The 16361-nt window shown below is 68.7% G+C and carries 18 protein-coding genes and 1 other RNA gene; 10 read left to right on the forward strand and 9 right to left on the reverse strand.

The window, feature by feature from the left end; all coding sequences use genetic code 11:
- Positions 1 to 3: 3 nt before the first annotated feature.
- Positions 4 to 1209, reverse strand: coding sequence for an acetyl-CoA C-acetyltransferase (locus ACP7AU_RS05915; RefSeq protein WP_426050821.1), 1206 nt, complete (start codon positions 1207 to 1209; stop codon positions 4 to 6).
- A gap of 123 nt (positions 1210 to 1332) precedes the next feature.
- Here ACP7AU_RS05915 and ACP7AU_RS05920 point away from each other — a divergent pair, with 123 nt between their 5' ends.
- A complete protein-coding gene (locus tag ACP7AU_RS05920) occupies positions 1333 to 1929 on the forward strand; it encodes a CAP domain-containing protein (protein ID WP_426050822.1) in 597 nt (198 codons plus the stop codon).
- Positions 1930 to 2032: 103 nt separating this feature from the next.
- On the opposite strand, the gene ACP7AU_RS05925 is transcribed toward ACP7AU_RS05920, so the two are convergent.
- The 4 genes from ACP7AU_RS05925 to ACP7AU_RS05940 form a co-directional block, all read right to left on the reverse strand.
- Positions 2033 to 2536 carry a ferritin-like domain-containing protein gene (locus tag ACP7AU_RS05925; protein ID WP_426038813.1) on the reverse strand — a complete coding sequence of 168 codons (504 nt, stop codon included), beginning with the start codon at positions 2534 to 2536 and terminating at the stop codon, positions 2033 to 2035.
- Positions 2537 to 2620: 84 nt separating this feature from the next.
- Entirely contained in the window at positions 2621 to 4555 is a 1935-nt protein-coding gene (thrS, locus tag ACP7AU_RS05930) for a threonine--tRNA ligase (protein ID WP_426050895.1), read from the reverse strand.
- Positions 4556 to 4568: 13 nt separating this feature from the next.
- Positions 4569 to 4835, reverse strand: coding sequence for a membrane protein insertion efficiency factor YidD (gene yidD, locus ACP7AU_RS05935; protein WP_426038812.1), 267 nt, complete (start codon positions 4833 to 4835; stop codon positions 4569 to 4571).
- Positions 4836 to 4848: 13 nt separating this feature from the next.
- On the reverse strand, positions 4849 to 5304 hold the full coding sequence (locus tag ACP7AU_RS05940; protein ID WP_426038811.1) for an iron-sulfur cluster assembly scaffold protein: 456 nt from the start codon (positions 5302 to 5304) through the stop codon (positions 4849 to 4851).
- Between the two features lie 147 nt (positions 5305 to 5451).
- On the opposite strand from ACP7AU_RS05940, the gene ACP7AU_RS05945 reads away from it, so the two are divergent.
- On the forward strand, positions 5452 to 6027 hold the full coding sequence (locus tag ACP7AU_RS05945) for a DUF4168 domain-containing protein (RefSeq protein ID WP_426050823.1): 576 nt from the start codon (positions 5452 to 5454) through the stop codon (positions 6025 to 6027).
- 3 nt (positions 6028 to 6030) lie between these two features.
- Here the strand turns inward: ACP7AU_RS05945 and ACP7AU_RS05950 are convergent, their stop codons facing one another.
- Positions 6031 to 6864, reverse strand: coding sequence for a tetratricopeptide repeat protein (locus ACP7AU_RS05950; RefSeq protein ID WP_426038809.1), 834 nt, complete (start codon positions 6862 to 6864; stop codon positions 6031 to 6033).
- A gap of 72 nt (positions 6865 to 6936) precedes the next feature.
- Between ACP7AU_RS05950 and ACP7AU_RS05955 the strand changes: the two genes are divergently transcribed.
- Complete coding sequence (locus ACP7AU_RS05955; RefSeq protein ID WP_426050824.1) at positions 6937 to 8328, forward strand: leucyl aminopeptidase family protein; 1392 nt, start codon at positions 6937 to 6939, stop codon at positions 8326 to 8328.
- On the opposite strand, the gene ACP7AU_RS05960 is transcribed toward ACP7AU_RS05955, so the two are convergent.
- Positions 8295 to 8858 (reverse strand): hypothetical protein, encoded by a 564-nt coding sequence (locus ACP7AU_RS05960; RefSeq protein WP_426050825.1) that lies wholly within the window; start codon positions 8856 to 8858, stop codon positions 8295 to 8297. The genes ACP7AU_RS05955 and ACP7AU_RS05960 overlap by 34 nt on opposite strands.
- A gap of 153 nt (positions 8859 to 9011) precedes the next feature.
- On the opposite strand from ACP7AU_RS05960, the gene ACP7AU_RS05965 reads away from it, so the two are divergent.
- The gene (locus tag ACP7AU_RS05965) at positions 9012 to 9794 is read left to right on the forward strand and encodes an NlpC/P60 family protein (RefSeq protein ID WP_426038806.1); all 783 of its coding nucleotides are present in this window, start codon (positions 9012 to 9014) and stop codon (positions 9792 to 9794) included.
- 93 nt (positions 9795 to 9887) lie between these two features.
- On the opposite strand, the gene ACP7AU_RS05970 is transcribed toward ACP7AU_RS05965, so the two are convergent.
- The gene (locus ACP7AU_RS05970; RefSeq protein WP_426038805.1) at positions 9888 to 10637 is read right to left on the reverse strand and encodes a c-type cytochrome; all 750 of its coding nucleotides are present in this window, start codon (positions 10635 to 10637) and stop codon (positions 9888 to 9890) included.
- Positions 10638 to 10789: 152 nt separating this feature from the next.
- Between ACP7AU_RS05970 and ACP7AU_RS05975 the strand changes: the two genes are divergently transcribed.
- A complete protein-coding gene (locus ACP7AU_RS05975; protein ID WP_426038804.1) occupies positions 10790 to 11512 on the forward strand; it encodes a 3-deoxy-manno-octulosonate cytidylyltransferase in 723 nt (240 codons plus the stop codon).
- A gap of 166 nt (positions 11513 to 11678) precedes the next feature.
- Here ACP7AU_RS05975 and nudC read toward each other — a convergent pair whose 3' ends face one another.
- The gene (nudC, locus tag ACP7AU_RS05980) at positions 11679 to 12605 is read right to left on the reverse strand and encodes an NAD(+) diphosphatase (protein WP_426050826.1); all 927 of its coding nucleotides are present in this window, start codon (positions 12603 to 12605) and stop codon (positions 11679 to 11681) included.
- Between the two features lie 75 nt (positions 12606 to 12680).
- Between nudC and ffs the strand changes: the two genes are divergently transcribed.
- The 5 genes from ffs to recR all read left to right on the forward strand — a co-directional run bounded on the left by ffs (position 12681) and on the right by recR (position 16333).
- Positions 12681 to 12774: signal recognition particle sRNA small type (ffs, locus tag ACP7AU_RS05985), an RNA gene on the forward strand.
- A gap of 158 nt (positions 12775 to 12932) precedes the next feature.
- The gene (locus ACP7AU_RS05990) at positions 12933 to 13334 is read left to right on the forward strand and encodes a DUF3597 domain-containing protein (protein ID WP_426050827.1); all 402 of its coding nucleotides are present in this window, start codon (positions 12933 to 12935) and stop codon (positions 13332 to 13334) included.
- A 47-nt stretch (positions 13335 to 13381) separates the two neighbouring features.
- A complete protein-coding gene (locus ACP7AU_RS05995; RefSeq protein ID WP_426050828.1) occupies positions 13382 to 15223 on the forward strand; it encodes a DNA polymerase III subunit gamma/tau in 1842 nt (613 codons plus the stop codon).
- Between the two features lie 105 nt (positions 15224 to 15328).
- On the forward strand, positions 15329 to 15658 hold the full coding sequence (locus tag ACP7AU_RS06000) for a YbaB/EbfC family nucleoid-associated protein (protein ID WP_426038800.1): 330 nt from the start codon (positions 15329 to 15331) through the stop codon (positions 15656 to 15658).
- Between the two features lie 60 nt (positions 15659 to 15718).
- A complete protein-coding gene (gene recR, locus ACP7AU_RS06005; RefSeq protein WP_426038799.1) occupies positions 15719 to 16333 on the forward strand; it encodes a recombination mediator RecR in 615 nt (204 codons plus the stop codon).
- The last annotated feature ends 28 nt before the right edge of the window (positions 16334 to 16361 follow it).

Consider the following 16361-nt stretch of genomic DNA (forward strand, 5'->3'; position numbering starts at 1 on the left):
TCCTCAGACGCGTTCAATGACGGTGGCGGTGCCCATGCCGCCGCCGATGCACAGGGTGATCAGGGCGGTCGACTTGTCGGAGCGCTCCAGCTCGTCGAGCGCGATGCCGGTGATCATGGCGCCGGTGGCGCCCAGCGGGTGGCCCATGGAGATGCCGCCGCCGTTCACGTTCATCTTGTCGTGCGGGATGTCCAGCGCCTGCATGTAGCGCAGGACCACCGCGGCGAAGGCCTCGTTCAGCTCCCACACGTCGATGTCGGCGACCGACATGCCCAGCCTGCCGAGCAGCTTTTTCGTCACGAACTCGGGGCCGGTCAGCATGATCGAGGGTTCGGAGCCGATCGAGGCGGCGCCGACGATGCGGGCGCGGGGCTTGAGGCCCAGGGCCTTGCCGGCTTCCAGGGTGCCGATCAGCACACCGGCCGAGCCGTCGACGATGCCCGAGGAGTTGCCGGGCGTATGGACGTGGTTGACCCGCTCGACCTCGGGGTAGCGCTGGCTGATCACGGCGTCGAAGGCCATCTCGCCCATCATGGCGAAGGAGGGGTTCAGTCCGCCCAGCGATTGCATGTCCGTGTTCGGACGGATGGTCTCGTCGCGGTCCAGCTGGACCAGGCCGAGCTGGTTCCTGACCGGGACGACCGATTTCGAGAAGCGGCCGTCGGCCCAGGCGGCGGCGGCGCGCTTGTGGCTCTCTACGGAATAGGCGTCCACGTCATCGCGGCTGAAGCCGTATTTCGACGCGATCATGTCGGCGGAGACGCCCTGGGGCACGAAATAGGTCGGGAAGGCCGAGGAGGGATCCACCGGCCAGGCGCCGCCGTCCGAGCCCATCGGCACCCGGCTCATGGCCTCGACGCCGCCGCCGACGGCGAAATCGGCCTCGCCGGATTTCACCTTGGCGGTCGCCATGTTCACGGCTTCCAGGCCCGAGGCGCAGAAGCGGTTGATCTGGACGCCGGCCACGCTCTGGGCCCAGCCCGCCGACAGCACGGCGGTGCGGGCGATGTCCGCGCCCAGTTCTCCGACCGGAGTGACGCACCCCAGGATGACGTCGTCGACCTTCGAGGTGTCCAGGCCGTTGCGGTCGCGCAGCGCTTCCAGCACCTGGGTCGCCAGGCTCAGCCCGGTGATCTCGTGCAGGGATCCATCCTTCTTGCCCTTGCCGCGCGGCGTCCGCACGGCGTCGTAGATATAGGCCTCGGTCATGGGGTCAGTCTCCATTGAGGACGGATTGGAAGGTAAAGCGTCTAAAGCCGACGTTTACGTCAACGTCAAGATAAGAGTTGTCTCGCCTTGGAACAGCCCCCATCGCGGGGGATTTCATCTCCGATGAACACCCGATCCCTTCTCGCTGCAATCGTCGCCGTCCTCGCCCCGGCCATGAACGCCTGCGCCCAGTCCGGTCCGGCGGAGGAACGGGTCTGGATCGAACCGGCCTCGGAACAGGCCCGGACCCTGCAGCCCATCGCGCCCGCCGACGACGCCCGGCCGTCCGACGAGGTCGAGGCGCGCCTCCTGGCGGCCCACAACCGCGAGCGCGCGCAAGCCAACAGCCAGCCGCTGATCTGGAGCGACATACTGGAGGCGGAGGCGCGCCACTGGGCCGTCGAACTGATCGACAGCGGCCGTTTCGCCCACGATCCGCGCCCGCACGGCCACGGCGAAAACCTGTGGATGGGCTGGGGCGACCGGGTCTTCACGCCAGAAAACATGGTCGGCGACTGGATCACGGAGCGGCGAGACTATCGCCCCGGCGTCTTTCCGGACGTCAGCCGCACCGGCGACTGGATTGCGGTCGGCCACTACACCCAGCTGATCTGGCGCGGCACGACCCACGTCGGCTGCGCGGTCGCAAGCCGGGGCGAAAGGGCCGTGCTGGCCTGCCGCTATTCGCCGCCCGGCAATATCGACGGCCAAAGGCCGTGAAGGCGAGGTCGGCGCCAGGGCGACAGCCGCACGGACGATCATAGGCGCAGGTGGAAGCCGGCGGAATTGCTCCCGCCGGATCCGTTCGGACAGAAACGGGAACCTACGCGGCCCTGGGCTGCGTAGCCTGTTCGTTGACGGTCGCGTCAGCGATGGTCGTCAGGTCCTCGTCGGTCTGGCTTTCCTCCTGCAGGGTCTCGTCCAGCAAGGCGGCCGCATCCTTCATGCCGAGCACCAGAGCCCATCGCTTCAGCGTGCCGTAGCGGGTGATCTCATAGTGTTCGACGGCCTGGGCGGCGGCCAGAAGACCGGCGTCGAGCGCCGCCGTGCCCTTGTACTCCTCGGCGATCTCGTCGCCCTCGGCCAGGATGCCTTCGATGGCGTCACAGGTCTTGCCTCGCGCCGGCTTGCCGATGATCTCGAACACCTGCTGCAGGCGTTCGATCTGGACCTCGGTCTGGCCGATATGTTTCTCGAACGCCGCCTTCAGGTCCGGCGACTGCGCCGCGCGGACCATCTTCGGCAAGGACTTCAGGATCTTCCGCTCGGCGTAATAGATGTCCTTGAGCGTGTCGTGGAACAGGGTGTCGAGGGTCTTCTCTACCATGGTGCAAACTCCTTGATGATGCGCCCAGCGCGCGCACAAAAAAGAAGCTCTGCGTCCGATGGTTCCTGTGTTCGGCAGCCGACTCTAGGCGGTCTTGAGCCGCTTCAGATCCGGCGGCGTGGCTTCGTCGGTCAGGATGCGGATGGCCTCCTCGACCGAGACGACCGTCTGCGCCTGAGACCCAAGACGGCGGATGGCGACCTTGCCTTCTTCCGCCTCTTGCCGCCCGACCACGGCGATGACCGGCACCTTGCCGACCGAATGCTCACGCACCTTGTAGCCGACCTTCTCGTTGCGCAGATCAGTCTCGACCCGCAGGCCTGCGGCCTTGAACTTTGCGGCGACGTCTTCCGCATAGCCGTCGGCGTCCGAGGTGATAGTCGCGACCACCGCCTGCACCGGCGCGAGCCACAGGGGGAAGGCCCCGGCGTAGTTCTCGATCATGATGCCGATGAACCGCTCGAACGAGCCCAGGATGGCCCGGTGCAGCATGACCGGCCGGTGTTTCTGGCCGTCCTCGGCGATGTAGGTCGCATCGAGCCGTTCCGGCAGGACATAGTCCAGCTGGATCGTGCCGCAGGTCCATTCGCGGCCGATGGCGTCCTTGACGATGAAGTCCAGCTTGGGCGCGTAGAAGGCGCCGTCGCCGGGCGTGACCACCGGCTCGGTCCCGGCGGCGCGGGCGGCCTCGGCCATCAGGGCCTCGGCCTTGTCCCAGAATTCATCGCTGCCGGCGCGCGTCTCGGGGCGCGTGCCGAGGCTGATATAGGCCGTTTCCATGCCGAGATCGGCGTGGACCGAGCGGGCGAGGGCGATGAAGCTCGACGTCTCCTCGACGATCTGGTCCTCGCGGCAGAAGATGTGGGCGTCGTCCTGGGTGAAGCCGCGCACTCGCATCAGGCCGTGCAGCGATCCGGACGGCTCATAGCGGTGGCAGGCGCCGAACTCGGCCATGCGCAGGGGCAGTTCGCGATAGGAGCGCTGGCCCTGATCGAAGATCTGCACGTGGCCCGGGCAGTTCATCGGCTTGAGGCTCAGTTCCTCGCCCTCGACCGTCTCGCAGACGAACATGTTGGGCCGGTACTTTTCCCAGTGGCCGCTCTGTTCCCAGAATTTGCGGTCCAGCACCTGGGGCGTCTTGACCTCGACATAGCCGGCGGCGTCCAGGCGGCGGCGCATATAGGCCTCCAGCACGCGCCACAGAACCCAGCCCTTGGGATGCCAGAAGACCATGCCACGGCCCTCTTCCTGCATGTGGAAGAGCTCCATCGCCTTGCCCACCTTGCGGTGGTCGCGCTTCTCGGCCTCCTCCAGACGGGTCAGATAGGCGTCGAGATCCTCCTTCGTCGCCCAGGCGGTGCCGTAGATGCGCTGCAGCTGTTCGCGATTGCTGTCCCCGCGCCAGTAGGCCCCGGCCAGCTTGGTCAGCTTGAAGGCCTTGCCCACCGACTTGGTCGAGGGGAAGTGCGGGCCCCGGCAAAGGTCGATCCAGTCGCCCTGCTTGTACAGGGTGATCGTCTCCGTGCCCGGCAGGTCCCGGATCAGCTCGGCCTTGAACGCCTCGCCCCGCGCCTCGAAGAAGGTGATCGCCTCGTCGCGGTCCCAGACCTCGCGCTCGAACTTCGCGTCGCGATCCACGATCCGCGACATCTCCTTTTCGATGGCGGCGAAGTCGTCGGTCGAGAAGGGCTGCTCGCGGAAGAAGTCGTAATAGAACCCGTCCTCGATGGCCGGACCGATCGTGACCTGGGTTCCGGGGAACAGCGTCTGCACCGCCTCGGCCAGCACGTGGGCCGCATCATGCCGGATGGTGTAGAGCGCCTCCGGGTCGTCGCGCCTGATCAGGCGGAAGTCGCCGCCGGTCTCCAGCACGCGGTTCAGGTCGCGCTGCTTGCCGTTCAGTTCGGCCAGAACGGCCTTCTTGGCCAGCGAAGGCGAGATAGCGTGGGCCACGTCCCAGGCGGTCGATCCGGCTGCATACTCGCGCACGGCGCCGTCGGGGAATTTCAGTTCGATCATCATGGGGTGTTCGTCACTTTTCGCTTTCGCGCGTCGGGGCGACGACGCTGCGTGGCGGAACCGGATCATATCCCGACCCGCCGAAGGGGTGGCATTTACAGAGCCGACGCAGGGTGAGCCATCCCCCCTTGCGTAAACCATGCTGGATCAGGGCGTCGCGGCCATAGTCCGAACAGGTGGGCAAGAACCGGCACGACTGGCCGAAGAAGGGGCTGAGCGTCACCTTGTAGCCCCGATGGGCCGCGCGGACGCCGCGTTCGTAGAGAGTGCCGGGCGCCATCAGATTCTACCGCTCATCCCGCGAGGGCGAGACGAGTTCGTGCATCTAACGCCTGTGAGACCGCGTCCAGCGTCGCTTCAATGGCGACCATGGTGGAGGCATGCCGCGCCGGATAGTCGGCGACCTGCTTCAGGGCGCGCAGGCCTTCGAACCGGCCGTCCGGGCCTTCGCCGCCGGATTTCAACATCGACAGCATGGCGTCGCGGGCGGACTGCAGCTCTTCGGTCGTCGCGCCGATGACGACCTCGCCGACCACGCCCGCCGCAGCCTGGCCCAGCGCACAGGCCTTCACGTCCTGGGCGAAGTCGGCGATGCGGCCGTCCGCATCCAGCACGACATCGACCGTCGCCTTCGATCCGCACAGCTTCGCGACCCTCTCGCCCGTGCCTTCGGGCTCGGCCAGCCGGCCGGCGTGCGGCAGGTTGGCCGCCAGCGTCAGGATGCGCGTGCTGTAAAGATCGTCGATCATGCCCGCGATATAGGCGCTGGACGCCACGGGGAGAAGACGGCGACATCACGCCGACGTCAGACCGGGTGATTTGCCACCGGAACGATTGCCGGGTTACCGTTCTTTCCGTCCCCGACGCTTATGTCTTCAGATTGCCAAGGATTTTTCATGCGCCTGACCCTGATCGCCGCCGTTTCCGCCGTCGCCTTGCTGGGCGGAGCCGCCCAGGCTTCCGCCGCCGCGTCGTTGACGACCGCAACCCGGGCGACCGAATATTCCGACGCCCAGCTTCAGGCCTTCAGCACAGCCATGGTCACCGTGCGCGCCGCCGCCCCGACCGACGGTACGGCGCCGAACGCTGACCAGCAGGCCGCCATGGCCGCCGCTATCGAGGCCGCCGGCATGGACATCACCTCGTTCAACGCCCTGGCCACGGCGGTCTCGACCGATGACGTGCTGAAAGCTCGTCTGGCCGTCCTCGCCACCCCGGACTCGCCGGCCGGTTCGGTCGCCGCCTCGGTGACCGACGCTGAGGTCGTCCAGTTCGGGGCCGCCATGGTTCAGGTCCGCGCGGCGGCTCCGTCCGGCGGCACGGCCCCGACCACGGAACAGCAGGCCGCCATGGCCGCCGCCGTCTCGGCCTCGGGTCTGGCCCTGGATCGCTTCAATGCGATCGCCGGCGCCGTCTCGACCGACGAACGCCTGCGCGCCCGTCTCGAGCTCGCCGACGCCAAGGGCGGCTGAAGCCTATTGACCCTGTAGCGAGGACCAGGTCCGGACCAGGGCGGGGGAGGCGGTGTCGGTTTCGCCCCCCGCCGTCGCCGGCCGGACCTGGTTCCTCAGCCATTCCAGATTGCGCTCGGCGGCTTCGGGCGGCAGGTCGCGGCGGATGATCTGTTCGGCTTCCGGGATCCTGCCCTGAAGTCCCAGGGCCATGGCGAGGTTCAGCCGCATCTGCAGCGAAGCGCCCGGCTGCGCCACCGCTCGACGCAGCAGCGTCTCGGCGCCGGCCGGATCGCCGCCGGTCATCTGGGCCATGGCGGCGTTGTTCATCACCTCGGCATTGTCCGGCGACAGGCGCAGGGCCTCGTTCCAGACGGCGCGCGCGTCGTCGGCGCGCCGCACCTGCTGATAGGCGACGCCCAGCAGCGACAGAGGCCGCCAGTCGTTGGGCGCCAGAGCCTTCGCCTGTTCCAGGGCCGCTATGCCGTAGAAGGCCTGACCCCGCGCGATATGGGCCCGCCCGATCTCCAGCATGGCGTCGACGTTCTGCGGCTGGGTCACCAGCACCTGCTGGGCGACGGTCGCGGCCTGTTCGTGCTGGCCAAGCTGACGCAAGGCCTCGGCCAGTTTCACCCCGGCGACCGGATCGGCCGGATTGACCTCGACCTCTCGCGACCAGAAGACCGAACGCGCCAGCGGATCGAGCCGGCCGTAGGCGGCGCGCTGCTCGGCCGTGGCGGCCACGCGCGGGGCGGCGGCCTGTTCGGCCTGGGCCGAGGCGGGGCCGGTCAGGGCCAGGCCACCCAGGAGGGTCAGGGCGATCAGTGCGATTGAGCTTGAGGCCCGGGTGCGCGACATGGGACGATCCGATCGGATTTCTGCCCCTCAAGAATCGGCGCTTCGCGTCAAGCATTGGTTAATAGTCGCCCCATGTCCGTGATCTCGCCCGACGCCCTCGTCCCCTCCGACAGCCCCAGCGCGGCGACCGCCACACCCGTCCGTTTCGTCGGGCCTAAGGCTGCGCTCGACGGCCCGGCCCAGGCCTGGGCCGCGCGGATGGGGTTCAGGGGCAAGGCGGGCGAGGTGCTGGTCGTACCCGGCGCGGACGGCGGCATCGATCACGTGCTGGTCAGGGCGGGCAAGACCTTCGATCCGATGAGCGCCCGCGCCCTTTCGGCCAGACTGCCCGAGGGCCTCTATCGGCTCGAGGCGGAACCCGAAGACGCCCGCGTCGCGGCCCTGGCTTTCCTCCTCGGGCGCTACGTCTTCGATCGTTACAAGACCCGGGAGCGGCCCGAGGTGCGGCTGGTCGCGCCGGACGGGCTGGATGTCGCCGAGGCTCTGCGCATCGCCTCGGCCTGCGCCCTGGCCCGAGAAATGGTCGATACCCCGCCCGCCGACATGGGCCCGCTGCAGATGGAGACCATCGCCCGCGAGATCGCCGAGGCCCACGGCGCCTCGATCTCGGTCATCACCGGCGATGACCTGCTAGAGGAGAACTATCCGGCCATTCACGCCGTCGGCCGCGCCGCCGCCCCGCATCGTGCGCCCCGGATCATCGAGATCGGCTGGAATCTGGACAAGACGGACCGGCCGTTGGTCGCCCTGGTCGGCAAGGGGGTGGCGTTCGATACCGGCGGGCTCGACATCAAGTCGGCGGCCGGCATGCGCAACATGAAGAAGGACATGGGCGGCGCGGCCCATGCGCTCGCGCTGGCGCGACTGGTCCTGCAGGCGGGCCTTGATGTGCGCCTCGTCGTGCTTGTCGCAGCGGTCGAGAACGCCATCTCCGGCGACGCTTTCCGGCCAGGCGACGTGCTGCAGAGCCGCAAGGGCCTGACCATCGAGATCGGCAATACGGACGCCGAGGGTCGGCTGATCCTCGCCGACGCCCTTGCGCGGGCCGGCGAGCACGATCCCGACCTGACCCTGGACTTCGCCACCCTGACCGGCGCGGCGCGCATCGCGCTCGGCCCGGAGTTGCCGCCCCTCTACACCGACGACGAGGCGCTGGCGGCCGACCTCCTGGCGGCGGCGGACGCCGTGCGCGATCCCCTGTGGCGGATGCCGCTGTGGCCCGGCTATCGCGCAGCGATCGACTCGGACATCGCCGATGTTCGCAACGACTCCGCGGCCTGGGCTCAAGGCGGGTCGATCACCGCCGCCCTGTTCCTGCAGAAATTCGCCCCGACCAGCGGTGCCTGGGCCCATCTGGACGTCTTCGCCTGGAACAGCCGTGGCCGCCCGGGTCATCCCGAGGGTGGAGAGGCGCAGAGCCTCCGTGCCGCCTACGCCATGCTGAAGGCGCGGTACGCGGGCTGACCCGCCCATCCCGGGCCGTCCTCGTCGGCGGTCGTTCCGGTCGGACGTGATGACGGCCTGATGGCCCGGCGGGCTCGGGCGGCGCGCCTGCGCAGGAGCGCCAAAACCTGTCGGGGCAAGGCGGTCGCCTGCGCCCGGATCGCTCTGAGCCCGTTCGTGGCCAGAATCGCGCCCGTGATCAGCAGGGCGTCGACGAACACCCCCACGTCAAACATCGCGAACCAAACCAGCGTATCGGGCAGCAGGAAGCCGAACAGCCGCATCCCGTCCGCCTCGAACAACAGGACCAGGACGAAACCGATCACCGCCAGCACGGCATAGAAGGCGGCCTTGCCGCGATGGATCCGGTTCAACCGCCGCGCCGGCTCCTCGACCAGCCAGCGTTTCAGACCTCGCCCGATCCCGGTGTCCGGAAACGCGAGCATCACGATGACCACCGCCGACATCAAACCCAGCACCAGCGGCATCGGCCCCTCCGCCATCACGTCGAACTGAACTGGCGTTCCTGGCCCGCGATTCAAGATGTCCACGGATCGGGCTCAGGCCGCGAGCCGGCGCCTGTCCTCCGGCCGATCGGAGATCGGACCGCGGCGCGGCGAGCGGTCGCGCACAAAAAAGCGTGCCATTAACGGGACTTTTGCCTTCGTCTGGCAGACGTATGGGCCAACCGTCAGGGCCTTCGCTTGAACGACCTCCCGACCGACTTCGACGCCCGCACCACCCTCGCCCGGCCCGATCTGGCCGCGCAGGCGTTGGAAGGCCGCGTTCGGGCCGAGACCTTCCGCGCGACCGAGCCGATGCGCGGCGCCGTTCCGGTCGCGGATATCCACGCCGAGCCCGACACCGCCTCCGAACGGATCGACCAGCTTCTGCACGGTGAAATCTTCGACGTCCTCGACCGGCGCGGCGGACGCGTCTGGGGCCAGGCTCGTCGGGACGGGACCGTGGGCTGGATGGACGCCTCGGCGCTGGTTCCGCATGTCGGCCTTCCGACCCGACGGATCGCTTCGGCCACGGCCGCCCTGCCGCTCAATGCCCTCGTCGACGACGCCTCAGCCGAAAGCGCGCCCATCGGTGAGTTCGAGACCGATCCCGTCGCCGTGGCCGAACGCCTGCTGGGCGTGCCGCATAGCCTCGGCGCCCGCTCGTCTCTGGCCACGGATTGCTCCGGCATGGTGCAGCAGGCCCTGTTCGCCTGCGGTCTCGCCGGTCCGCGCCATTCCGACGGTCAGGCCCAGCTCGGCGTCGCGGTTTCACGTGACCAGGTCCGGCGTGGCGACATCGTCGTCTGGCTGAACGTCTCCAGCGACCACAGCTGGACCGGTCATTCGGCCTTCCTGCTGGACGAGACCCGCGTCATCCACGCCACCGGCTTCCACGGCGCGGTGACGCTTGAGGCTTTCGCCGAGGCCGACGCCCGCTATCTGGCCGACGGCTTCGAGCCCGCCGTCTTCCGGCGTCTCTGATCCAACGTCGGCGCACCCCGGCGAGAAGGGTGTCCCGAACGAAACAGGCGGCCCCGGAGGACCGCCTGCTCGAAGCCTGAATATCCGACCGGCTTACTGCGCTGGAGCGCTCGTCGCGGCCGGCGGAGCGACCGGGGTCGCCTGGGTCGGCGAAGCGCCTGCGGCCGTGGCGTCGGTCGGAGCCGCGCCGGCGGGGCCGCCCGATCCGGCGGTGGCCGTTTCGGCGCCCGGGGCGACGGCGCCCTCGGCGGGAACTTCACCCTCGGCCGGCGCGGCGCCGGGCTGACGCGCGGGATCCGACGCGGGGATCGCAAAGCCGGCCGAACCCTGGCTGCGCAGATAGGCGATCAGGTTGATACGGGTTGGGGTGTCGCGCAGGCCTGCGAACGACATCTTGGTGCCCGGGACATAACGGTTCGGCGCGGTGATGAACTGGTCCAGCTGGTCGTAGCCCCAGTTCGGAGCCTCGGCCTTGTGCGCGGCCATGGCGTCCGAATAGGCGAAGCCGGCGCGGTGCATGACCGGACCACCCACGACGCCGAACAGGTTCGGGCCGATGCCGTCGGGACCGCCCGCTGCGATGTTGTGGCAGGCCTGGCAGCGCGCGAAGGCGGCTTCACCGGCGGCCAGGTCGGCGGCCGGCAGGACCATGCCCCAGTCCGGCGCCAGCTCGACCTCGGCGGGGCCGCTGGCGGCTTCTTCGGGCGCGTCGACGAAATAGCCCATCTTCTCAGGCGCGTGCGTCGTATAGACCGCGCTCGAAACCTGCTGGACCACCAGGATGGCGAACACCGTCCCCAGGCCCGCACCAAATATCTTGTTCAACTTCAGATCGCCGCTCATCGCGTCGTCGCATCCCGCTTCTAGAGGCCCGGCCGGCTCGGCAAACCGGGCGAAATCTTGATTGGCGGTCTCTTACACGCTAGCGCCGCCTTCGCAACCGGCCCCGGACCTCACTTTGAGCGTCCGGACGCCGCATGACCGGAAGGCCTGCCGTGACGCCTTTGATACTGATACCGACTCGCATGTCAGCGACCCGCCTTCCGGGCAAGCCGCTGGCCGATATCGGCGGCAAACCCATGGTGATCCGGGCCTGGGAGCAGGCCGTCCTGTCCGGGCTGCCGGTCGCCGTGGCGGCGGGGGATCAGGAGATCGTCGATGTGATCGAGGCCGCGGGCGGTCGCGCCGTCCTGACCGATCCCGACCTGCCGAGCGGCTCCGACCGGGTGCTGGCGGCGCTGGAGACACTGGATCCCGACGGCGAATATGATTCGGTCATCAACCTGCAAGGCGACATGCCGTTCGCGGACCCTGGCATCGCCACCGCCTGCGCGGCCCTGCTGCACGGCGAGCCGAGCTGCGACATCGCCACCCTGGTCGCGCCCGAAGCCGATGTCTCGGACCGGTCCAACGTCGATGTAGTCAAGGCGGTGCTGGCGATCGTGCAAGGCGAGAAACATGGTCGCGCCCTGTATTTCACCCGCTCGATCCTGTTCGGCGACGCGCCGGTCTGGCGCCACATCGGCGTCTATGGCTACCGCCGCGAGGCCCTGAAACGCTTCTGCGCGGCCCCGCCGTCACCGCTGGAGCAGCGCGAGAAGCTGGAACAGTTGCGGGCGCTGGAGCTGGGCCTGTCGATCTGGGCCGGGGTGATCGACGCGGCGCCGATCTCGGTGGACAATCCGGCGGATCTCGAGGCGGCCAGAAGGTTGGTCTGAGACGCAGTTTTCTCCCTCCCCCTCGGGGGAGGGTGGTCGGAGCGCAGCGGAGACCGGGTGGGGGCGGCAAGGCAATCCAGCCTTGGCCGGCACTCGCATCGCCGGCCCTTCCCACCCCGTCGCTGCGCGACGCCCCTCCCCCGAGGAGGAGTGAGAACGCGGCGCCCTATTCCACCTCGAACCCGTCCACCCAAGCCTGGATCAAGGTCCGGGCGATGGCGAATTTCGGCGGCGTTTTCACCTCGTGAGCGCCGGCCAGCACCGCTCGCGCCTCGTCCTTCGTCAGCCAGCGGACCTCTTCCAATTCGGTCATGTCCGGGGTCGCGTTCGCGTCCGACACTTCGGCGATCAGGCCGATCATCAGCTGCGACGGAAAGGGCCAGGGCTGGCTGGAGTGATATCGGACGGCCGTCACCGTCAGCCCCGCCTCCTCCTTGATCTCGCGGGCGCAGGCCTCCTCGATCGTCTCACCAGGCTCTAGAAAGCCCGCCAGAGCCGACATCCGTCCCGCCGGCCAGGCCGCCTGACGCCCCAGCAAACAGCGCCCCTCGAACACCGGCAGCATGATGGTCACCGGATCGACACGCGGGAAATGCTCGGCCGTGCAGGCCGGACAGACCCGTCGCCAGCCACCGGCCGTCGATTTCGTTTCATGCCCGCAGTTGGCGCAGAACCCGTGCTTCCGCCGCCAGTCGAACAGGGACTTGGCCCCGCCCGCCATGGCCGCCTCGGCGCCTGACAGGACCGCCGCCGCCTCCCGCATCCCGGTGAAGGCGCCCAGCCCCTTGATCGGCCCCTCGGCCGGATCCGACGGTCCCTCGAACTCGACGGCGAACACCGGCGCCGATTTCCACAGCCCCAGGAAGACCTCGCGATCGGCGTCGCGGATCACGTCGCGCGCATGGGTCAGGGCCAGCCAGGCCAGGCGCGGCCCGTCCGCATGATCCTCCAGCAGCGGCTGCCCCTCCCAGAACACCATGGCGAGCGCATCCGCGCTTTCGCCCTGTTCGACCAGCCATTCGGGCGTGTTGCGGAAGTCTCCGGCGCGGTCCAGCGGATTGCCGGCGAAGGTATTGAGGAGAGGGAGGGCCATGGCGGCTTCCTACTCGCCTTCTTCGCCGCCGGGGAGAGGCGCCTTGATCTCGCCGTCGCGATTCGCGATATGGACCTCGGAGATCGCGGGCGAAGGCTTCGCCAACCTGGTCAGGGCCGGAAGGCAGCAGCCACAACGAATTCCCCTTCGGGTCGCGGTCTCCACTCTCCCTCACTTTACAGTGCGCTAACGCTCGACGCGCGGCGTCTCGCTGCTTGAGCAGCATTATAGTGCGCTAACGCTCGCGACGCGGTCGCTTGCTGCTTGAGCGCGGGAACCTCTGCCGGTCCCGCTCGCTCCCTTGGCCAGTTCAACCGGAGCGACCCCATGAGCATTCTCGGCAATATCCTCGGCAAGATCTTCAACCGCGACAAGCCGGCGCCCAGCGCTCCACCCCAGCCCGCCCCGACCGCGACGCCCGTCCAGCCGCCGATCACGACCGCCGCCGCCGTCGCACCCCAGCCCGCCGAGCCCGTCGATGTCGCCGGCATCCTCGACTGCAAGAACAGCGTCCGCGACGAGACGCTGAACTGGCGCACCTCGATCGTCGATCTGATGAAGCTGCTGGGGATGGAAAGCTCGCTGGCCGAACGCAAGGAACTGGCCGACGAGCTCGGCTACACCGGCGACACGTCTGACAGCGCGACCATGAACATCTGGCTCCACAAGCAGGTGATCCAGAAGATCGTCGACAACGGCGGCCAGCTGCCCCGCGATATGACGTCCTGATCGCACAAGGACTCTACGGACCGTCTTACACGCGGTAAGACGGTCCCATGACCGACGTCGACCTTGATTCCGGAGATCCGCCTTGGGCGGATGACGACGCTCCCGAGCGCGACGAGAACACCGACGACATGTTCGGCGCCCCCGCGCCTGCGCCCGAATCGAAGCCCGCCGCAGAGGCCAGGCCGGTCGAGCCCATCCCCGTCTCCACCCCCGCCGCGGTCGAGGGGGACGGCGAGGCCTACACCGTCCTCGCCCGCAAATACCGGCCCAGGACCTTCGAGGACCTGATCGGCCAGGAGGCCATGGTCCGCACCCTGACCAACGCCTTCGCCACCGGCCGCATCGCCCACGCCTTCATGCTCACCGGCGTTCGCGGCGTCGGCAAGACCACGACAGCCCGTTTGCTGGCCCGGGCCCTGAACAACGAGACTGACGTCATCGACAAGCCGTCGCTGACCCTGACCGCCTTCGGCCGCCACGACGCGGCGATCATGGCCGGCCAGCACATGGACGTCATGGAGATGGACGCGGCGTCCCACACCGGCGTCAACGACATTCGCGACATCCTGGAGAGCGTCCGCTACGCGCCGGTCGAGGCCCGCTACAAGGTCTATGTCCTCGACGAAGTCCACATGCTGTCGAACCAGGCCTTCAATGCGCTGCTGAAGACGCTGGAAGAGCCGCCGCCCCACGCCAAATTCATCTTTGCCACCACCGAGATCCGCAAGGTCCCGGTGACGATCCTGTCGCGCTGCCAGCGTTTCGACCTGCGCCGTGTCGAGCCGGAAATCCTGGTCGAGCACCTCGCCCGGATCGCCGGCAAGGAGGGGATGAAGGTCGAGGACGACGCCCTGGCCCTGATCGCCCGCGCCGCCGAGGGCTCGGTCCGCGACGGCCTGTCTCTGCTGGACCAGGCCCTCGTCCAGGGCGAAAAGGGCGAACCGGTCGCCACCGATGTCGTCCGCGACATGCTGGGCCTGGCCGATCGCAGCCAGACCATCGTCCTGTTCGAACAGATCATGGCCGGGCGCACGCCCGAGGCCATCGAGACCTTCCGCACCCTCTACGGCTACGGCGCCGACCCGGTTCAGGTGACCAACGACCTGCTGGAACACTGCCACGCCGCCTCGGTCGCCAAGATGCTGGGCCCCAACGCCACCCGCCTGCCCAATGATCAGGCCCAGCGTCTGGCCGCCATGGGCGCGGCGGTCTCGGCCGGGACCCTGTCGCGGACCTGGTCGATGCTGCTGAAGGGGCTTGACGAGGTGCGCCGCGCACCCTCGCCCGCCGATGCGGTGGAGATGGTGATCGTCCGCCTCGCCTACGCCGCCGACCTGCCCGGCCCGGAAGAGGCGCTGAAGAAGCTGCAGAACGGCGAGGCTCCAGGCGGCGGTTCAGGCGCGCCGCGCGGCGGCGGGGGAGGGGGCGGCGTCTCGGCCCAGCTGGCCATGCGTCCGGCGGCCCAGCCCAGCCTGCCGGATCCCCAGACCTTCGAGGCCGTCGTCGCCCTGATCGGCGAGAAGCGCGAGATCGCCCTGCAGATGGACGTGCAGCGCTACGTCCGTCCCGTGTCGTTCAAGCCCGGGACCCTGACCTACGAGCCGGTTGACGGCGCCCCGGCCAACCTCGCCACCCGCCTGTCGTCGCGGCTCAAGGACTGGACCGGCCGCCAGTGGTTCGTGGTCGCCAACGGCCAGGGCGGCGGCGAGACCCTGATCGAGGTCGAGAAACGCGGCCGCGCCGAGGAGCGCGCCGAGGTCGAGGCCGATCCTTTTGTCATGGCGGTGCTGGCCGCCTTCCCCGGCGCCGTCGTCGGCGAGATCAAGACCCTGGCGCCCTCCGTCGAGATGCCGGCCATCCCGGATGAGGCGGACGAGGACAACGACTGACCCCTGTCTCTTTCCGTCATCCTCGGGTTCGCTTCGCGCCCCAAGGATGACGGAGGTGATAAAGGTCGGGGTGAAATCGCGAGTGAAAGGTCCTATCTAGAGCCTATGAAAGATCTCAACGCCCTGATGCAGCAGGCCCAGGCGATGCAGCAAAAGCTGCAGGACGCCCAGGCGAAAATGGCCGAAACCACTGCGGAGGGGACCTCCGGCGGCGGCCTCGTCACGATCGCCCTCAAGGGCGCCGGCGAGGTGACCTCGGTGAAGATCGACGACAGTCTGATGGTCCCGGGCGACACCGAGATTCTGTCCGACCTGATCGTCGCCGCCCACGCCGACGCCAAGCGCAGGCTGGACGCCGTCAATGGCGAGCTGATGCGTGAGGCCGCCGGCCCGATGGCGGGGATGAACATCCCCGGCATGCCCAAGCTGTTCTAGACCTTGGCGGGGATGAGCCGAGTTTGTGGTTCGGCCACGACTGGAACGGGACAGGTCTGAGTGGCCGCCTCCGCCGGACCCGAGATCGAGCGACTGATTTCGCTCCTGGCCAAGCTTCCGGGGCTCGGGCCCCGTTCGGCCCGGCGCGCGGCCCTGGCCCTGTTGAAGAAGCGCGAACAGCTGCTCGAACCCCTCGCCGCCTCTCTGGCGGAGACCGCGGCCAAGGTCGTGTCCTGCTCGGTCTGCGGCGCCCCCGACACCCGCGACCCCTGCTCGATCTGTTCCGACCCGGGCCGGGACAACGCCCTGATCTGCGTGGTCGAGGAGGCGGGTTCGCTGTGGGCCATGGAACGGTCCGGCGCCTTCCGCGGCAAATATCATGTGCTGGGCGGGCTCCTGTCGGCGCTCGACGGCGTCGGCCCCGAGGCCCTGCGCGTCTCCGAACTGGTCGGCCGGGTGAAGGGCGGCGAGGTGCGAGAGGTCGTCCTGGCCCTGCCCGCCACCGTCGACGGCCAGACCACCGCCCACTATCTCGCCGACCGGATCGGGGCGACGGGGGCCGGGAACGCGGTCGAGATCACCTCCCTGGCTCGAGGCGTCCCCGTCGGCGGCGACCTCGACTGGCTCGACGACGGCACCATCGTCCAGGCGCTGCGGGCGCGACGACCGGCGTGACGAAACGCGGGGGTTGAACGGCCCTGCC

The organism is Brevundimonas sp. SL161 (genome assembly GCF_049896985.1).
Lineage (GTDB): Bacteria > Pseudomonadota > Alphaproteobacteria > Caulobacterales > Caulobacteraceae > Brevundimonas.